This is a genomic window from Haladaptatus sp. T7 (assembly GCF_026008575.1).
Lineage (GTDB): Archaea > Halobacteriota > Halobacteria > Halobacteriales > Haladaptataceae > Haladaptatus > Haladaptatus paucihalophilus.
Window position 1 is genome coordinate 871,403 of the sequence record NZ_BROP01000001.1, and the last position, 16,768, is coordinate 888,170.

The 16,768-nt window shown below is 64.3% G+C and carries 15 protein-coding genes; 8 read left to right on the forward strand and 7 right to left on the reverse strand.

The window, feature by feature from the left end; translation table 11 throughout:
- Window positions 1–48: 48 nt before the first annotated feature.
- The 7 genes from OPC11_RS04815 to dacB all read left to right on the forward strand — a co-directional run bounded on the left by OPC11_RS04815 (window position 49) and on the right by dacB (window position 7,934).
- A complete protein-coding gene (locus tag OPC11_RS04815) occupies window positions 49–531 on the forward strand; it encodes a hypothetical protein (RefSeq protein ID WP_264781171.1) in 483 nt (160 codons plus the stop codon).
- Between the two features lie 89 nt (window positions 532–620).
- Entirely contained in the window at window positions 621–2,330 is a 1,710-nt protein-coding gene (locus tag OPC11_RS04820; protein ID WP_264781172.1) for an ABC transporter substrate-binding protein, read from the forward strand.
- 29 nt (window positions 2,331–2,359) lie between these two features.
- The gene (locus tag OPC11_RS04825; RefSeq protein ID WP_026177781.1) at window positions 2,360–3,310 is read left to right on the forward strand and encodes an ABC transporter permease; all 951 of its coding nucleotides are present in this window, start codon (window positions 2,360–2,362) and stop codon (window positions 3,308–3,310) included.
- Between the two features lies 1 nt (window position 3,311).
- Window positions 3,312–4,373, forward strand: a complete 1,062-nt coding sequence (locus tag OPC11_RS04830; RefSeq protein ID WP_232423752.1) for an ABC transporter permease — start codon at window positions 3,312–3,314, stop codon at window positions 4,371–4,373.
- Window positions 4,370–5,380 carry an ABC transporter ATP-binding protein gene (locus OPC11_RS04835; protein WP_007976926.1) on the forward strand — a complete coding sequence of 337 codons (1,011 nt, stop codon included), beginning with the start codon at window positions 4,370–4,372 and terminating at the stop codon, window positions 5,378–5,380. The genes OPC11_RS04830 and OPC11_RS04835 overlap by 4 nt, the downstream gene beginning before the upstream one ends.
- A complete protein-coding gene (locus OPC11_RS04840; protein ID WP_264781173.1) occupies window positions 5,377–6,660 on the forward strand; it encodes an oligopeptide/dipeptide ABC transporter ATP-binding protein in 1,284 nt (427 codons plus the stop codon). The genes OPC11_RS04835 and OPC11_RS04840 overlap by 4 nt, the downstream gene beginning before the upstream one ends.
- Window positions 6,661–6,665: 5 nt before the next feature.
- Window positions 6,666–7,934 (forward strand): D-alanyl-D-alanine carboxypeptidase/D-alanyl-D-alanine-endopeptidase, encoded by a 1,269-nt coding sequence (gene dacB / locus OPC11_RS04845; protein ID WP_264781329.1) that lies wholly within the window; start codon window positions 6,666–6,668, stop codon window positions 7,932–7,934.
- 251 nt (window positions 7,935–8,185) lie between these two features.
- Here dacB and OPC11_RS04850 read toward each other — a convergent pair whose 3' ends face one another.
- From OPC11_RS04850 to OPC11_RS04870, 5 genes are all read right to left on the reverse strand, one after another.
- Window positions 8,186–9,022 carry a M55 family metallopeptidase gene (locus OPC11_RS04850; RefSeq protein ID WP_264781174.1) on the reverse strand — a complete coding sequence of 279 codons (837 nt, stop codon included), beginning with the start codon at window positions 9,020–9,022 and terminating at the stop codon, window positions 8,186–8,188.
- Complete coding sequence (locus OPC11_RS04855; protein ID WP_264781175.1) at window positions 9,019–11,007, reverse strand: prolyl oligopeptidase family serine peptidase; 1,989 nt, start codon at window positions 11,005–11,007, stop codon at window positions 9,019–9,021. The genes OPC11_RS04850 and OPC11_RS04855 overlap by 4 nt, the downstream gene beginning before the upstream one ends.
- A gap of 60 nt (window positions 11,008–11,067) precedes the next feature.
- Window positions 11,068–11,793, reverse strand: a complete 726-nt coding sequence (locus tag OPC11_RS04860; RefSeq protein ID WP_007976921.1) for a helix-turn-helix domain-containing protein — start codon at window positions 11,791–11,793, stop codon at window positions 11,068–11,070.
- 137 nt (window positions 11,794–11,930) lie between these two features.
- On the reverse strand, window positions 11,931–12,137 hold the full coding sequence (locus OPC11_RS04865; RefSeq protein WP_007976919.1) for a hypothetical protein: 207 nt from the start codon (window positions 12,135–12,137) through the stop codon (window positions 11,931–11,933).
- Window positions 12,137–13,177, reverse strand: coding sequence for a zinc-binding dehydrogenase (locus OPC11_RS04870; protein WP_007976917.1), 1,041 nt, complete (start codon window positions 13,175–13,177; stop codon window positions 12,137–12,139). Before OPC11_RS04870 ends, OPC11_RS04865 begins: the two co-directional genes overlap by 1 nt.
- A gap of 87 nt (window positions 13,178–13,264) precedes the next feature.
- Between OPC11_RS04870 and OPC11_RS04875 the strand changes: the two genes are divergently transcribed.
- Window positions 13,265–13,918 (forward strand): molybdenum cofactor synthesis domain-containing protein, encoded by a 654-nt coding sequence (locus OPC11_RS04875; RefSeq protein WP_264781176.1) that lies wholly within the window; start codon window positions 13,265–13,267, stop codon window positions 13,916–13,918.
- A 2-nt stretch (window positions 13,919–13,920) separates the two neighbouring features.
- On the opposite strand, the gene OPC11_RS04880 is transcribed toward OPC11_RS04875, so the two are convergent.
- Entirely contained in the window at window positions 13,921–14,727 is an 807-nt protein-coding gene (locus OPC11_RS04880) for a helix-turn-helix domain-containing protein (RefSeq protein WP_007976913.1), read from the reverse strand.
- An 89-nt stretch (window positions 14,728–14,816) separates the two neighbouring features.
- On the reverse strand, window positions 14,817–16,457 hold the full coding sequence (locus OPC11_RS04885; RefSeq protein ID WP_264781177.1) for a DUF255 domain-containing protein: 1,641 nt from the start codon (window positions 16,455–16,457) through the stop codon (window positions 14,817–14,819).
- Between the last annotated feature and the right edge of the window lie 311 nt (window positions 16,458–16,768).

The window sequence follows — 16,768 nt, forward strand, 5'->3', positions numbered from 1 at the left end:
CGAATGCCGTGAGAAAGACCTTTGCGTGGCGGGGACGGTGACGAATCCATGAAACCGTCAGAGAGGCTTTCGCCCGACCCGGTGGGGGAAATCGAGGACGCGGGGGGGTTTGTCGCGGGTCTCGTGCCGAATTCGGTCGCGCTCCGTTGTCTCTCCGTCGAACTCCGCGCGCCCCGTGAAATCGTCGTCGGAGAACCGGCGCGGTTCATGTTTCGGGTGGAAAACAGGTTTCCGATTCCCTTGAGCGTTCGATTGCCGACGAGCAAGCTGTGGGGATGGTCGGTGAACGGAATCCCGGAGGCCGACGAGCGGGGGTTCGAACCGCCAGAGACACCGCGGACGGTCGCGTTTCGACGGCAGGGAGTCAGATTGTTCGAGGGGACGTGGGACGGACAGATTCGTCGCGCCGGAGACGACGGGGACGTGTGGCGACCGATACAGGGGACCCAAACCCTCTCGGCGTTTCTTGCGACGGATACGGACCGTCAAAATCTGGCCGATAGCGTGGAAATAAGTGTCGTCTCGCGTTAGCCCTAGTATGAAAGGGCGGCGTTATATGCCGCGTCCATCTTTGCTATTAGGTATCACGAACCGGGGCAATTACCCCGACGACCGATACCATGACAGACAAATACGAATACTCGTTGAATCGACGGCGGTTTTTGACGGTGAGCGCACTCGGCGGTGCGACCGCGCTCGCCGGCTGTGGCGGTAAAAGTACGACCGGTGATAATCCCGGCGGAGCCGGAACGGACAACTCTGGCAACACGGACACCGGTGGAAACGGCAACGGGGGCGCAAAGGGTGGAACGTTCGTCAACACCGCGCCCGAGGACGCGACGACCCTCGACCCGCGTATGAACGAACTCGCGTGGGCCAACGGGATGTTGAATTACATCTTCGACCCCCTCTTGGCCGTCAAACCCGACGGGAGCGAGGTGGTCCCCCACCTCGCCAAGGAGAAGCCGAAAAAGCAGGACGAGACGACCTACACCGTTCCGATTCGGCAGGGCGTAACGTTCCACGACGGAAGCAAGCTCACTGCCGACGACGTTGAGTACTCGTTCAGCTGGGTGCTCAACCCGGACAACAAATCCACGAATCAGGAGAACCTCGCGTTCATCGATAACGTCAAGAAGTCGGGCGATTACGAGGTGACGTTCAACCTCAAGCACCCCTACGCGCTGTTCGAGTTGACGCTGGCGGGCATGAACGCCGCCATCATCCCGAAGAAGGCCGCGGAAAGCAAGGGCCAAAAGAAGTTCGCCCAGGAACCAGTCGGAAGCGGGCCGTTCAAACTCAAGGATTGGCAGTCCGGCTCCGACCTCACGCTCGAACGCTTCGACGACTACTTCCTCGAAGCGCCGAACCTGAAGCAGCTCAAATACCGCATCATCCCCAAGGCGTCGGTGCAGTTCGTCGAGTTGGCGACGGGCAACGTCCACCAGGCGGGAGTCCCGAAGGACCTCCTCAAGAAAGCACAGGGCCAGAGCAACATCCAGATGAAGCGCATCTCGCAGTTCGACTACAACGGCCTCATCTTCAACGCGAAACACGAGCCGTTCGGCAACCGAAAGGTGCGCAAGGCCATGCAGTACCTCGTCGATTACGACGAGATGCTAAAGGTGACGAAGGGCGAGCTGGGCAAGCGCGTCTACGGCTTCATGCCGAAAGAAGTCAACGAGGCATGGGACTTCCCGTGGAAGGAATGGAAGGAGAAGTACTACCCGGCAAAGGACCACGACAAGGCGAAACAGCTCCTGAATGAGGCGGGCTACGGCGACGGCTTCAGCGTGAACATGTCCACCCACTCCTCTGGGAAGTTCAAGAACATGGCCATCATGCTCCAGAACGAGATGGACAAGGTGGGCATCAACGCCGAGGTGCAGGAGGTGTCTATCGGCGAGTGGCTCGACCAACTCGACACGGGCGAGTACGACGTCACCTTCTACGGTTGGTCGGGCGGGCAGGACCCGGACGGGTTCTACTACTACCTGTTCCGCGACCCGCGCAACGATGACAGCCCGGTGCCGGACGACTACGTGGGCAACGCGTCCGCCGGGATGCTCTACGAGGCGCACCCCGACAGCAAGAAGCTCCAGAAAGCCGACGAGAAGATCCGCAAAGCGCGAGAACTCCAGAGCCGCGACGAGCGCCGACAGCTGTACATCGACGCCGCGGAGACGTTCATGTCCGAGTACCCGCACATTCCGGTCTACTCGGAGCAGTCCGCCACCGCGTGGAGCAAGAAGGTGAACGACTACGAGCCGACCGCATTCGTCTCACAGCCGCTGTGTAACGAGTGGTCGAACTCGTCGCTGAGCAACTAACTCCCCATCCATTTCCGTACACACGAATCATGAGTATGTATCGATACACCGCCCGGCGGCTCCTTCAAATGATACCGGTCCTGCTGGGGGTTTTCACGCTGACGTTCGTCATGATGCACTCCCTTCCGGGCAATCCGGTTCGAATCTACCTCGGCCTGAACCCGAGCAAGGAGCTCGCGGACCAACTCATTCACCAGTATGGCTTCGACCGACCGCTGTGGCAACAGTACCTCGACTACCTCGGGCGAATCCTGCACGGCAACCTCGGCGAGTCGTTCATGCGAAAACGACCCGTCGCCGACCTGATGATGGAACGCATCGCCCCCACGCTGACGCTGATGGGCCTTTCCTACGCCATCGCGTTGCCGATTTCGATCCTGCTCGGCGTCTACGCCGCTTCGCGGCACAACCAGCTCGGCGACCACGTGTCGCGCTTCTTAGGACTGGTCGGACTCTCGACGCCGAACTTCTGGCTGGGACTGATGCTCATCTTCCTCCTCGCCTTGGAGTTCCAGTGGCTCCCGGCGTCCGGGTACGTCCCGTTCGCCCAAGCCCCGGTCGAGTCCACGAAACGACTGATAATGCCGGTCATCACGCTCGCGACCGCACAGACCGCGACGCTGATGCGGATGACGCGTTCGAGCATGGTCGAGGAGTTATCGCAGGATTACGTCCAAACGGCGCGCGCCTACGGACTTCCCGAGCGGCGCATCCTGCTCAAACACGCCTTCAGGAACGCGCTGTTGCCGCTCGTCACCATCATCGGACTGCAGTTGTCGTTCCTGCTGGACGGCAGCGTCATCGCCGAGAAAATCTTCGCCATTCCGGGCATTGGCCGGTTGTTCTTCACCGGCATGACGCACCAGGATTACGGCGTCATCATGGGTCTCACCCTGATATTCGCGTTCCTGTTCCTGATGGGCGTCCTGTTGACGGACCTGGCCTACGCCTACATCGATCCGCGAATCAGATACGACTGACATGAGTACGAATCAACCAATTACGGAAGCCGAAATAGACACGGAGAGTCGCCTACGAGGGACGGTTCGAGAGTTACGGCACAGTCCGACGGCTATCGCCGGTGCGATAATGGTCGGCGTTCTCGTCGTGCTGGCCGTCTTCTCGACCATCGACCTCGTGGTGTTCAATAAGCAACTCATCACCGCCATCCACGCGGACCCCCATCAGATGAACACGATGAACCGTTACTCGCCACCGTCGCTTTCCCACCCGATGGGGACCGACCAGTTCGGGCGTGACGTGCTGTCGCGTGTTATCTACGGGAGCAGAATCGCGCTCGCCATCGGCGTCATCTCCGTCGGAATCAGCTTCCTCGGCGGCGTCGCCTGCGGTGCGACGGCGGCCTACTTCGGCGGCAGAATCGACGACCTCATCATGCGATCGCTGGAGGTGTTGTACTCGATTCCCGGTCTCATCCTTGCCATGACGCTCATGGCCATCATGGGACCGAGCGTGTACAACCTCTTTCTCGCCTACGGGGTCATCGGCATTCCGGCGTACGCCCGCGTGATGCGTTCGGAAGTCCTCTCACTACGGGAGGCGGAGTACGTCGAAGCGGCGCGCGCCGCCGGACTTCCGACCCGGACCATCCTCTTCCGAGAAATCGTTCCGAACGGGCTGACCGCGGTTATCGTTCAGGCAACGCTCTCGATGGGCGGCGTCATCATCGGCGCGGCGGCGCTGTCGTTCCTCGGATTCGGCGTCCAGCCGCCCACGGCCTCGTGGGGACGGATGCTGAACGATGCACAGCAGGCCATGATAATCGCGCCGTGGGCCGCCGTGTTCCCCGGCATGATGATATTCCTCACCGTGATGGGATTCAACATGCTCGGCGACGGCCTTCGCGACGCGATGGACCCGCGGACCACGCTGTGGAAGCCCGACTGGGACGAACTCGGCGACGACTTCCTGCCCACCGACGACCGACAGAGAGAAGAACCCGACGCGGTGACGGACAGCGCGGCGACGGACGGCGGAACGGCCGTCGATAGACGACCCGACGAAGACGGAGGAAACCGATGAGCCTACTCGAAGTCGAGAACCTGCGGACGTACTTCTACACCGAGAGCGGTATCGTGCAGGCAGTTGACGGCGTGAGCTTCGAGGTCGACAGGGGCGAGACGCTCGGACTGGTCGGCGAGAGCGGGGCCGGAAAGAGCGTCACGGTGAAGAGCCTCCTCGGCCTCGTCAACTCGCCCGGAAAAGTGGTCGATGGCTCCGTCCGGTTCGACGGACGCGACTTGACCGAGTGCTCCGAGCGGGAACTCCGGCGGGAGGTCCGCGGGAGCGAAATCTCGTTCGTCTTTCAGGACCCGATGACGGCGCTGAACCCCGTCTTCACCGTCGGGAACCAAATCGCCGAAATCGTCGAGTATCACACCGACGCTACGGAGTCGGAAGCCTACGACCGGGCCATCGAACTGCTGGACGACGTGGGAATCCCGGACCCCGAACAGCGAGTGGACCAGTACCCACACGAGTTTTCGGGGGGAATGCGCCAGCGCGTCCTCATCGCCATGGCGCTGTCGTGCAACCCGAAGCTCATCATCGCGGACGAGCCGACGACGGCGCTCGACGTGACGATTCAGGCCCAAATCCTCGACCTGTTCGACGAGATTCAGGCGAAGTACGACACCGCTATCGTCTACGTCACCCACGACCTCGGCGTCGTCCGCGAGGTGTGCAACCGCGTGGCCGTGATGTACCTTGGCAAGGTGGTCGAACACGCGCCCTACGAGGAGTTGTACCGCAATCCGAAACATCCGTACACGCAGTCGCTCTTGCGCTCGGTCGTTCGACCGGACGAACGAGTGGATAATCTCAATCCCATCGAGGGGACGATGCCGAGCGCCATCGACCCGCCGTCCGGGTGTCGATTCCGTACGCGCTGTCCCGTCGCGGTCGACGACTGTGCGCGAATCGAACCGCCGCGACTCGACGTGGGGCCGGACCACGATTCGGCCTGCATCCTCTACGAGGAGGGGTACGGAACCGACGAACCGCGACTGCACCAGCGAGGAAAACCATGAGTCAACAGGTACGACAGCCACCGAGAGGGAAGGACGAACCGCTCCTCAGGGTCGAGAACCTGACGAAACACTTTCCGGTGAACACCGGGTTCATCAGTTCGCTCAGGTGGAACTCCGACGGCGGCTTTCCGCTGACGCTGGACGACCAGCGCGTCAGGGCGGTCGATGGCGTGAGCTTCGACCTGCAACCCGGCGAGACGCTCGGCGTCGTCGGCGAGTCGGGGTGTGGGAAATCGACGCTCGCACGAACCCTTCTCGGGTTGACGGAACCGACCGGCGGTGCCGTCGAGTTCCGCGGAACTCGGACGACGACGTTCGATTCGGACGCGAAACGGACGTTCCGCCGGAACGCCCAGATGGTGTTTCAGGACCCGCAGTCGAGTCTCAACCCGCGACGGAAGGTCGGGAACATCATCGCGGACCCGCTGGAAGCGGCCGGATGGGATGAGGACCGACGGCGGGAGCGGGTCGTGGAACTGCTCGGACAGGTCGGGTTGAAGGAGGAACACTACGGCCGCTACCCCCACGAGTTCTCGGGAGGGCAGCGCCAGCGCATCAACCTCGCGCGGGCGCTCTCCATCAACCCGGACCTCGTGGTCGCCGACGAACCCGTGAGCGGCCTCGACATGAGCGTGCAGGCCCAAATCCTCTCGCTCATGCAGGACATTCAGGACGAGTACGACCTGACCTACCTGTTCATCACGCACGACCTGAGCGTCGTCCGGAACGTCGCCGACCGCGTGGCCGTGATGTACCTCGGCGACTTCGTGGAGACGGGACCTGTCGAGCGCATCTTCACGGAGCCACATCACCCCTACACCCGCGCGCTGCTCGATGCGGTCCCGAACCCCGACCCGGACACGCGCGCCGTCGAACCGAAACTCGTCGGCGACGTGCCGAGTCCCAGCGACCCGCCGTCCGGGTGTAAGTTCCACACGCGCTGTCCGGACATCATCGTCCCCCATCCGTTCACGCGCGAAACCTACCGCGAGTACATGGACCTCAAGGAGGACGTTCGAGCGGAGTCCCTCAAAACGGACGCCGAACCCGCCGCCGTTCGGTCGGAATACTTCACGGAAACGCTCCCCACGGCGGTCGACGAGACGGTCGAGCAGGCCGTCTCGGCTGCGGCGAGCGGGGACTGGAACGGCGCACGGGAGGCGCTCGATACGTACCAGTCGCCGTGTGAAACCGACGTGCCGGAACTGGAATCGGTCGCCGACGGACAGCAATCGGCCTGTCACCTCGACGTCGACGACCGGGCCGCGTTCTCGTGGTGAGTGGAATGGACGCCGACGCGAGCACTCCCGACGCCGACGCTCCCCACACCGACATCCTCGACTCGGATTCGTTCGTCACGAGCGTACTGGCCCGCGAACGCGGCGGGTCCGTCCTCGCGTCGCGGAACCCGGACGTGCCGCTCCCGCCCGCGTCGAACACGAAACTGCTCACCGCCGCCCTCTCGCTGCATCACCTCGGCCCGTCCTATCGCTTCGAGACGCGCGTCTCGCGGCTGGGAGATTCGCTCGTGCTCTCGGGGCGGGGGGACCCGTCTCTGTCGCCGGACGACCTCTCGCGGCTCGCCGACGCGGTTCGGGACGCCGGTATCGGGAGCGTGACGAACATCGTCGCGGATACGGGATGGTTCTGCGACCAATCTCGCGGACCGGGCTGGATGTGGGAAGACGGGCGGTACGGCTACGGCGCGGAGAGCACCCCGCTGGCGCTTTCCGGCAACACGGTTTCCGTTACGGTGTCCGGCACCGACGTCGAAGTGACGCCGGACACGGCTGCCGTCGAAATCCGCGCCCAATTCGACGAAGCCGCGGCGGAGTTGCGGGTGTTCCGCGACTGTCCCGAGAATACGATTCGAGTGGAAGGAAAACCCCCCGGAGAACCCCAAACCGAAACCGTCCCGGTCGGTGACCCCGTTCGTCACTGTCTGCTCGCGTTCCGTGACGCGCTCGAAGCGAAGGGCGTGAACCACACCGGCGGCGTTCGCGTCACGGACGATACCGAATCGGGCGAGACGGTCGCCACCGTGACCTCTCCGCCCGTCTCCGAACTCGTCCGCGAGATGAACGTCCCCTCGGACAACTTCCTCGCGGAGCAACTCGCCCGAACCGTCGCCCGCGAAGTTCGCGCCGAAGGGTCGTGGGACGCGTGGGAACGCGTCGTCGGCGACTTCCTCGACGCCCGCGACGCCGGGCGCGCTCGAATCCGCGATGGATCCGGCCTCTCGCGCTACAACCTGATTTCGGCGCAGGGGCTGGTGCGGACGCTCGAATGGGTCGGAGAACGGCCGTGGTCCGAGACGTTCTTCGACTCGCTTCCCGCACCCGGCGAGGGAACGCTGGCGGAGCGATTCGCCGACGTTTCGGGCGTTCGGGCGAAGACCGGCACGCTCACCGGGAGCAGGACGCTCTCGGGAATCGTCCACAGGGGGGACGGAACCGACGTGATGTTCTCCGTCCTCCTCGGCGGACTCGTCGGCGACGACGAGGAGCGGGCGCGGGAGCGAATCGACGCGTTCGTGTCGGGAGTGGCTGACTGAGCGCGAAGGTTTTTCAGTAAAAACGAGGCCAGTCCACCCCATGGACCGGTTCCTCGAATCCATCGGAACGATAGCCGTCGAGCAGCTGGTTCGAGTGGTGTTCCGGTTCCCGATTTCGTTTCCAGTCTCGTTGTACCCGCGGAGGTATCACTGCGAAAAGAGGCAAACGTCCGCGAGCGTACAGTCCGCGGACGAACACGACCCGGATGGAAGAAATGCGTCGAACATCATCGACGCGGGACCGCCACCGCCTACCCGTAGAACTCGTTCCTCCCCGCACCGCCGCCGTGCAACATCGCCACGGACGCCTCGAACGCCGCGACGTACGAGTCCGCTTCGATGCGGGTCGTCCGACCAGCGACGCGTTCGACCGACGGAATCCCCGCCGCGCTGGCGGCCTGATTCGTCGCCGCCCAGTCGGCCTCGATGGTCACCGGTTCGTCCGGCGTCGGTTGCGCGAAGTCGGACGCCCGGCGGACCGCCCGCTCCGCACCGTCCCGAATCCGCGCCCGTGCCCGTTCGGGAGGGAGGCAGTTCGCGGTGAACCGGTCAACGGCGTCCTTGACGACGGCGGTTTCGACGTCCTCCAGACGGTCGAGGGCCTCCGCTTCGGTCGCGTCGTCGCCCGTAACGAGGCCGACCGGAACGCCGATCGAGGCCGCGAGTCCGGCGTTCCAGCCGAGTTCGCCGACCTCCGTGCCGTTCACGCGGAGCGAGAGGAGGACCTGTCCGTAGTAGGTGTGGTTCAGGACGGCCTCCGGCGTTCCGGCCTTGGCGTGATAGCCGACGAAGAAGGCGACGTCGTGGTCCTCGGACAGGCCCTGCATCATCGACCACGGTTTCGTGCCGCCGCGGATCAGGCGGGCCGATTCGTGCAGCGATTTGTGGGGCAAGTTCGTCATCGAGGAGTGCGAGTCGTTGACCAGGACCGCCTCGGCACCGCCGGAGAGAGCACCCTCGACGGCCGCGTTCACGTCGGCGACCATCGCTTCCCGTCCGGCGGGGTAGTCGGCCTCGCCTTTCACCACGTCGCTCGGGTCGGCGATGCCTGTGATTCCCTCCATATCGGCGGAGATGAAGACCTTCATCGTTCGTCCTCCAACACTCGTTCGACCTTCCTCAAGGTTCGCCTCCACGTCGCCCGCTTCGAGAAGACGTGATTCTCGCCGGGGTAGTGGTCGGCGTCGAACTCCTTTCCGAGGTCGGTGAGCGTTTCGACCACCACGTCGAGTTGCTCGAAGTTGACGTACCGGTCGCCCGTCCCGTGGAAGTTGTACAGCGGAACCTCGTAGTCCGCCATGTGCGTCACCGGGGAAGCCTCGTCCCAGCGCTCGGGGACCTCCCACGGTTCGCCGCCCATCCGCAACACTTCGGTCGAGACGGCCGCCGGGTATTTCGTCTCCTCGGCCCACTCGCGGTACAGTTCGAGGTCCGCCAATCCGGCGAGGTTGATGCCGAGCGAGAAGGTATCGGGGTGCGTCCCGAGGACTTGGAGCGTCGCGTAACCGCCGTAGGAGAGGCCCCACACGGCGACGGAATCGGCGTCCACGTAGTCCAGCGATTGCAGGAACTCGCCCGCACGCGCCACGTCCTCGATTTCGTCCTCCCCGCGGGACCCCGCGATGGCCTGTCTGAACTCCCTCCCGTAGCCGATGCCGCCGCGATAGTTGACGAAGAGGCAGGCGTAGCCCTTCGCGGCGAGGTACTGGTGATAGGTGTAAAAGAGGCCGTAGGAGCGCGACGGATGCCAACCGTCGCGCATCTGGCGCATCGGCCCGCCGTGAACGCAGACGACGGCGGGAAGGTCCGCGGCGTCGTCCGCGACAGAATCGGACTTCCGCGGGTCCAACAGATAGCCGTCGATACGCCGTCCCGCGCTTTCGAACTCGATTCGGTCGGGGTCGATGGGGGCCGTCGGCCATTCCTCGACTGACGAGCGGGTGAGTCGCCTCGGTTCACCGTCGACCACGCTCGAAACCCGAAGCTCCGGCGAACGCGCTCGGTCGGCGTGGACGTACGCGAGGGTTTCGCCGTCCGGTGCTGGGCGCGGGTGGACGTTGGTTCCGGGCGTCTCGACGAGCGACGTCGTGTCACCGTCGAGCGTAACGGCGAACAGGTGGCGCTGCCCGGAATCGTTCCGATTGGAGGCGAAGACGAGGGTCTCGTCGTCCAGCCACCGCGGCGTCGCGTCGGCGACACCCTTGTCCTCGAACGCCCCACGAGTGAGTTGGGTTCGCTCTCCAGACGTCACATCGACGACGTGAACGTGGTCCCACCCGTCCAACGGGAGCGAGAGTGCGATTTTCGTCCCGTCGGGGGACACCGCCGGGGCACCGCTCGAAACGATACCGCGTTCGCGGTCGATTTCCTCGACGAGAACGGTCTCCTCGCCCGTCTCGGGGTCCGCGGCGACGATTCGTCTCATCGTCCCGCCCTCACCACGCCGGTCGAAAATGACGCGACCGTCGGCCAGCCACGCGGGGCAGGAATTCGCCATCTCGCCGTGCGTGCGCCAGACCAGTTCGTCGGTGTGGCCGCTGGCGGATTCGACATCGATGACGCCGACGTGTGTGGTTTCGTCCTCCACGAACCGATAGGCCAGATAGGTGTCGTCGTCGGACCACGCGAACATCCGGGATTCGCCGAGGAACGGGCCTCGTTTCGGCCCGTCGAACCCGCGTTCGGTTCCGGTTTCGGCGTCGCGGACGGTCGGTCGTCCGTCGCGGTAGAACGCGAACCGCGTCCCGTCGTTCGACCACGTGTACGATTCCGTGGGCTCCGGCCCGGAGAGCAGTCGCTCGGTCGTCCGTCGCTCCGGGTCGGCGAGCAGTAACTCGCCCGCGTCGGTCGCAACGAGAAGTTCGGGCTTCGTCGGCGACCACTCGAAGTCGAAGACGTAGCACTCCTCGGGGGAAAATCGCCACGAGCGGTTCCCGTCGGGGTCGGTCACGAACAGGGCGTTCCCGTCGTCCTCGTACGCTGTCGCCGCGAGAAAGTCGCCGTCCGCGGACCACGCCGGGGGGTCGGGATACTCCACGTCCAATACGTCGGAAATAGTGAGGGAAGGTGGCATGCATCACCATTCGGGGCGACCCTCAAATCGGTTCGTGATGCGGCCAACGGGACGGCGCGGTCAGTAGTTTCGCTTGGCGAGTTTGGTGAGGAAGGCGTTGAGGACCTTCTGTTCGCCCTTCCTGAGGTGTTCGAGGAACGTCGGGCCGCTGATGCCGAAGTCGGCGGCGATGTCGTTCGCGGTCACGTCACGCGGCCAGTTGTAGTAGCCCGCCTCGTGCGCCGAGAAGAGACACTCCGTCTGGCGGGCCGAAAGCGAGTCGTAAATCCGGTCGCTGGTGTTGGCGAACTCCACGTTGTCGTGGGGGTCCACCTCGTGAATCGATTCCAACTGCACGTCGTACTCGTCTTCGAGTCTGGTGAAGACGGATTCGAGTTGGTCCGAGCGGACGAGGACGGTCCAGTACTCGTACCCGCCGGTGATGTGCACGGGTTCGATGGGCATGAACTCCGAGTTGACGATTTCCGGGACGATGCTGGACGAGCGCGCGTAGGTGACGACGACGCGGGCGCGGTCGCCGCTGTGTTTCAGGATGGCCGTGCTCTCGACCACGCGGTGGGAGTCGATGGCTTCGACGAACGTCTCGATGTCGTGGTCACCCTCGGAAACGATGATGAAGTCACCCTTAACCATCTCGTCGGTCGGGTAGAGCGACTTCTCGATGATGTGGGTTCCGTCGTACTCGTCGGAGACTTCGAGCGTCCAGCATCCCGGATGCCAGAATTTGAGTTCCACTTGCCGATGTGTCGTTCCGTCGTGTTTCTCCGAGACGTGGATGACGCTCATTCTGCGTGTGTCATTCTCCCACATCATGAAAAATTTGTGTATTGCGGAGATTACATTTCAGAAGAAGACGATCGATTCGAGAAAATGTCGGACAATATGAGACACCGGGACGTGCGTTCGGGTCGGTCCGGTCGCACCTACACCCGTTTTTGGGCCGACCACACCGCCACCCCGCCGAGCAACAGCGCCGGGATGAGCGGCAGGATGAGGTAAGCGAACTTGAACGGCAGATAGGGCGGATTGAGGTAGATGAGCAGCGGCGAAACGACGAACGCCAGTACGATTACGCCGACCAGAATCCACCCGCTCCGTCCGAACTCCCTCGATTCGCTGTTCTCGGTCATCATAACTCGCTATCGGGTTTTACCACCACTTTACCAAAGCCTTCCCGGTTTTCGAGCATCTCGTGGGCGCGGGCCGTCTCGCTCATCGGGAGGACCTCCCGAATCGCGGGTTCGAAGGTGCCGTCCCAGACGAGTTCCATCACGTCGTCCGCCTCGCCGAGGCTGGCCATCGTCGAGCCGATGACCGAGAGCTGGTTCCAGAAGATTCGGTTGATGTCGGTTTCCGGTTGGCCTCCGGTGGTCGCACCACAGGTGACGATTCGTCCGCCCTTGGCGAGACTCTTGAGCGAATCCTGCCACGTGGCCTTGCCGATGTGGTCCACGACGACATCGACGCCGCGTCCGCCGGTCAGCTCGCGGATTTGCGAGGCGAAATCCTCTGCCTCGTAGTCGATAACGTGGTCGGCACCGAGTTCGCGGGCGTGTTCGAGTTTCGCCTCGCTGCTCCCCGTGGCGTACACCGTCGCCCCGGCGTAGTCGGCGATCTGAACCGCCGCGTGGCCGACGCCGCCGGACGCGCCGAGGACGAGAACGTGTTCGCCCGACGTGACGTCGGCGCGCGTGATGAGCATCCGCCACGCGGTCTGGAAGACGAGCGGGGCCGCCGCGGCCGTCTCCCACGAGACGCCCTCGGGAACCGAAAGCAGGTTGTCCTCGGGGACGGCGGCGAGTTCGCTGTGAACGCCGCGGACGTGTTCGCCGATGATGTGGTAGTTGACGCACATCGAGTGCTCGCCGTGGCGGCAGAACTCGCACTTCCCGCAACTGACGCCCGCCGAGAGCGCAACGCGGTCGCCGGGTTCGAAGCGCGTCACGTCTTCGCCGACGTCCACGACCTCGCCCGCCCCGTCGCTGCCGGGGATGTGCGGCATGTCGAGGGTGATTCCGGGCAGTCCGCGGCGCGTCCACACGTCCAAGTGGTTCAGCGCGCCCGCCTTCACGTCGACGAGAACCTCGTCGCGTTCCGGTTCCGGGTCGGGGAAATCGCCGTATTCGATGACTTCGGTTCCGCCGTGTTCCGTGAACTGGACGGCCTTCATGCTTGCACCGTCGGCGGCGAAGACCAAAACTGTGTGCAAATCGGGGGTTCGTGTGGACTTTTGGGGTGGCCCGCCCAAGAGTCGGACATGACGAATCACGACGATAACGGCGGAGACCACAGCGACGGCCACGATGACACTGGACACGACGAGGGCGAATACGGCCACCACGACCACGAAGACGGTCACGACGGCCACAGCGACGATGAACACGGCCACCACGACCACGCGCACAACCACGACCACGACCATCACAGCCACGACGTGAGCGAACTCGGCTTCGCGGTCGTCACCGTCTCCTCGTCGCGGTCCGTGGACGACGACCCGGCGGGCGACGCCATCGCGGAACTCGTCGAGGATGCGGGACACGACGTCGTGACGCGGGAACTCGTCGCCGACGATCACGACGGGGTGCAGAAGACGGTACACAACATCGTCGGGCGCGACGACGTGGGCGTCGTCGTCACGACCGGCGGCACCGGAGTCACGCCGGACGACGTGACGGTAGAGGCCGTTCGCCCGCTGCTCGAGAAGGAGCTACCCGGTTTCGGCGAACTGTTCCGGCGGCTCTCCTACGACGACATCGGGACGAAGATCGTCGGGACGCGAGCGACCGCGGGCGTCGCGAACGGCGTCGTGGTCTGTTGTCTCCCCGGGAGCGAGAACGCGGTTCGACTCGGCGTGTCCGAAATCATTCTCGAAGAGGCGGGCCACCTCGCCGGTCTCGCGCGCCGCGAGTGATATCAAAAGTGGAGCGGTTCCGCCGTCTCCCACCGCGAGGAGAACTGGCTGTTGACGTTCGCCGCGAACTCGGGGTCTTTGAGGTCTATCATGGCGAACGCCTCGCCGGGTGAGAGGGGATTCGCAACCTCGATGCACACCTCGATGTCGTCGATGAGGTTGAACGTGCCGTCGATTTCCGGCGTCGTCCGAACCGAAAACTGCGGATGGTCGGAGAGGGTCGATGCGTATCGCTGTCCGACGCTCTCGGGGAGCGTGCTGACGAGTTCTGGCGACATGAGGACGGACACGTCCACCCCGCGATCCAACGCTCGTTCGAGGTGCTCGGTAACGGTATCGCCGATATTTCCGATATCGAACGTCGGCGAGACGCGCCCGGCAACCATGTCGATGCGACGCTCCGCGGCGTCCAACCGCTCGATGAGCAGTTCGAGCGAGTCGTCCGCGCCGACCGCCGCCGTCCAGAACCCCTCCTCGATGGGTGGCTCAACGGCGTCCAGTTCGGTGCTCAACTCGTCGACGATATCTTCGTACTGGTTCGCCTTGGCGTTCAGTTCGTCCAGCTTGTCGTCCAGCAGTCGGTCGAGTGCGGTGCTGGGTTCGACCGCGACGTACTTCTTCGGACGGCTCGCGCTCTGACTCCGGACGAGATTGTGCGTCTCCAAACTGTTGAGAACGTCGTAAATCCGCCCCATCGGAACGTCGCTCACACGGGAGAGGTCCTTCGCCGTCGTCGGGCCGGTGTTCAACAGCGCCCGGTACGCGCGAGCTTCGTATTCGGAGAGACCCAAATCGCGGAGATTTGCCATATCTGGTGACATTAGGGCGACAGTATAAAAACGCTACGTGCGTTTTCCGGACGTTCGACCGAATGCCCGCTTATTTTCTCACGATCAGTTCAGAAGAAACTCGCCGCAAGTTCACTCAACTCCGCGGGCGACGTCGCCGCGTCCGAGACCGTTTCGCCATCGACGAGGCGGGCGGTGCCCCGCTCGTACTCGCCGTCGGGGGCGAGCACGACCACCTTCTCGTGGTCGGCGAGACGAAGCGCGGCGCGATGCAGGTTCGAACCCGGTTCGGTGGCGACGACGACTCGCAGGGGCGGACGACACAGCCGAGACGCGGCGGTTGCGTAGCCAGCCACCTGCACGCCGATTCTGTCCGCCGCACCGGCGAACGCGCCGATGGCGTCCCGTGCCGCGTCTTCGTACGCTTCCTCGCCCGTCAGCATGGCCAAATCGACCAGCGCGTCCGCGATTGCGGCGTTGTCGTCCACGGGGCGGAGCGACCGGTCGAGCAGGCCCGGTCCCTCCTCCGGCCCGTCGATGAACGCGCCGTCGTCCGTCTGTAGCGTGTCGATGGCGTGGTCGGCGACGGAGCGGGCAATGTCGAGATAGCCCTCCTCATCCCCGAGCACTTGCGCGGCGGTGACGAACGCTCGAATCACGGTGGCTTGGTCGGCGAGCAGGCCCCGCTCGCCCTCCTCGTCGCCGTCGCGGTAGTGGACGACCGCGCCGTCCTCGACGTACGATGCGAGGAAATCGAGGGTCCGCTCGGCGTAGCGGCGGGCGTGTTCGTCGTCCGTATAGGAGGTGTAGGTGAGCAGGGCGTCGGCGGCGAGCGCGTTCCGGTCGGCGAAGGCCGTGAAATCGACCGCCGGGGCTTCCCGGCTCTCACGGTCGCTCGCGTCGCCCTCGTAGTAGCCGTCGCCGGGTCGCTGGCTGCCGCCGAAGGCGTCGCCCTCCCAGAGCGTCGTCGTCAGGTACTCGACGGTCTTCGCGGCGGGGTCGCGGTAGCGTTCCTCGCCCGTGTACAGGTAGGCGTTCGCGTAGGCGCGCAACAGCGCGGCGTTCACGTCGAGCATCTTCTCGCGGTGAACGTCGTTCCACTCGCGGGTTCCGGCGTATCGGAAGAAGCCGCCCTCGTAGTCGTCGTAGAGGTTCGCCGTGATGGGCGAGAGCGTGGCGAGCGCGCGCTTCCGGTCCCGTTTCAGCGCGAACTCGACGGTCCGTGGAAGCGGGAACTTCGCGTCGTCTCCCCAACCGCCGTTGGTCGGGTCGAACCGGTCTTCCACCTGACCGACCAGCAGACGCTCGATTTCGTCCGTGACCTCGCCCGCTGGGGGGTTCTGGTCGCGGACGGTTCGCGGGACTTGCGACGCCTCGCGTCCCTTGTGCTTCCAGAGGTCCCGTACCTGTCCGACGACCTGGCGCATGGTGTTCGCGTCGAGGAACGTCGCACCGGTCAAGTGTTCGCCTTCGGGCGTGAGGAACACCGTCGTCGGGAAGCCGCCCATGTTGTATCGCTCCCTGACGCGCGGCTGACGGTCGATGTCGGCCCGAACCGGAATGAATGAGTCGTTGACGTTCGCCGCCAGCGTCGGCAGCGCGTAGGTCGTCTCGTCCATCTCGTGGCACCACGAACACCAGCGCGCCGACAGCGAGAGCAGGACGGGTTTGTCTTCCTCCCGCGCCTCCTCGAACGCCGCGTCACCCCACTCGCGCCACTCGACTTTCGTCCGTTCCGCAGAGTCGTCCATGGCGAGGCTTGGCGTCGAACGACGGAAGTGGTTTCGGAATCGGCATGCCGACGGAAGGGGACAAACTGCCGCAAATCGATAGCCGTCCGGCCAACGGGACGCGCGGTGGTCGCGGCGCGTTCGATGTGAACGCACCGCGACCACGCCCGGGGAAGGAACGGGGGCGCCGAGGATGGGCGGCCGTGCGGTTCCGGCCGCCCATCCGCATGCGGTGCGGTCGTGGACCCTAGCAATCGTGGTGAAAACCGGTCGTCGTGTCGAAACCCTCGGCGGCGAACGGTCGAAAATGAACGATTTTCGGGATTCCACCG

Excerpts from the sequence above, each read along its gene's own strand:
- OPC11_RS04815 (WP_264781171.1), top strand. The coding sequence starts at position 49 with ATGAAACCGTCAGAGAGGCTTTCGCCCGACCCGGTGGGGGAAATCGAG.
- OPC11_RS04820 (WP_264781172.1), top strand. The coding sequence starts at position 621 with ATGACAGACAAATACGAATACTCGTTGAATCGACGGCGGTTTTTGACG.
- OPC11_RS04825 (WP_026177781.1), top strand. The coding sequence starts at position 2,360 with ATGAGTATGTATCGATACACCGCCCGGCGGCTCCTTCAAATGATACCG.
- OPC11_RS04830 (WP_232423752.1), top strand. The coding sequence starts at position 3,312 with ATGAGTACGAATCAACCAATTACGGAAGCCGAAATAGACACGGAGAGT.
- OPC11_RS04835 (WP_007976926.1), top strand. The coding sequence starts at position 4,370 with ATGAGCCTACTCGAAGTCGAGAACCTGCGGACGTACTTCTACACCGAG.
- OPC11_RS04840 (WP_264781173.1), top strand. The coding sequence starts at position 5,377 with ATGAGTCAACAGGTACGACAGCCACCGAGAGGGAAGGACGAACCGCTC.
- dacB (WP_264781329.1), top strand. The coding sequence starts at position 6,666 with ATGGACGCCGACGCGAGCACTCCCGACGCCGACGCTCCCCACACCGAC.
- OPC11_RS04850 (WP_264781174.1), bottom strand. The coding sequence starts at position 9,022 with ATGAAGGTCTTCATCTCCGCCGATATGGAGGGAATCACAGGCATCGCC.
- OPC11_RS04855 (WP_264781175.1), bottom strand. The coding sequence starts at position 11,007 with ATGCCACCTTCCCTCACTATTTCCGACGTATTGGACGTGGAGTATCCC.
- OPC11_RS04860 (WP_007976921.1), bottom strand. The coding sequence starts at position 11,793 with ATGAGCGTCATCCACGTCTCGGAGAAACACGACGGAACGACACATCGG.
- OPC11_RS04865 (WP_007976919.1), bottom strand. The coding sequence starts at position 12,137 with ATGACCGAGAACAGCGAATCGAGGGAGTTCGGACGGAGCGGGTGGATT.
- OPC11_RS04870 (WP_007976917.1), bottom strand. The coding sequence starts at position 13,177 with ATGAAGGCCGTCCAGTTCACGGAACACGGCGGAACCGAAGTCATCGAA.
- OPC11_RS04875 (WP_264781176.1), top strand. The coding sequence starts at position 13,265 with ATGACGAATCACGACGATAACGGCGGAGACCACAGCGACGGCCACGAT.
- OPC11_RS04880 (WP_007976913.1), bottom strand. The coding sequence starts at position 14,727 with ATGGCAAATCTCCGCGATTTGGGTCTCTCCGAATACGAAGCTCGCGCG.
- OPC11_RS04885 (WP_264781177.1), bottom strand. The coding sequence starts at position 16,457 with ATGGACGACTCTGCGGAACGGACGAAAGTCGAGTGGCGCGAGTGGGGT.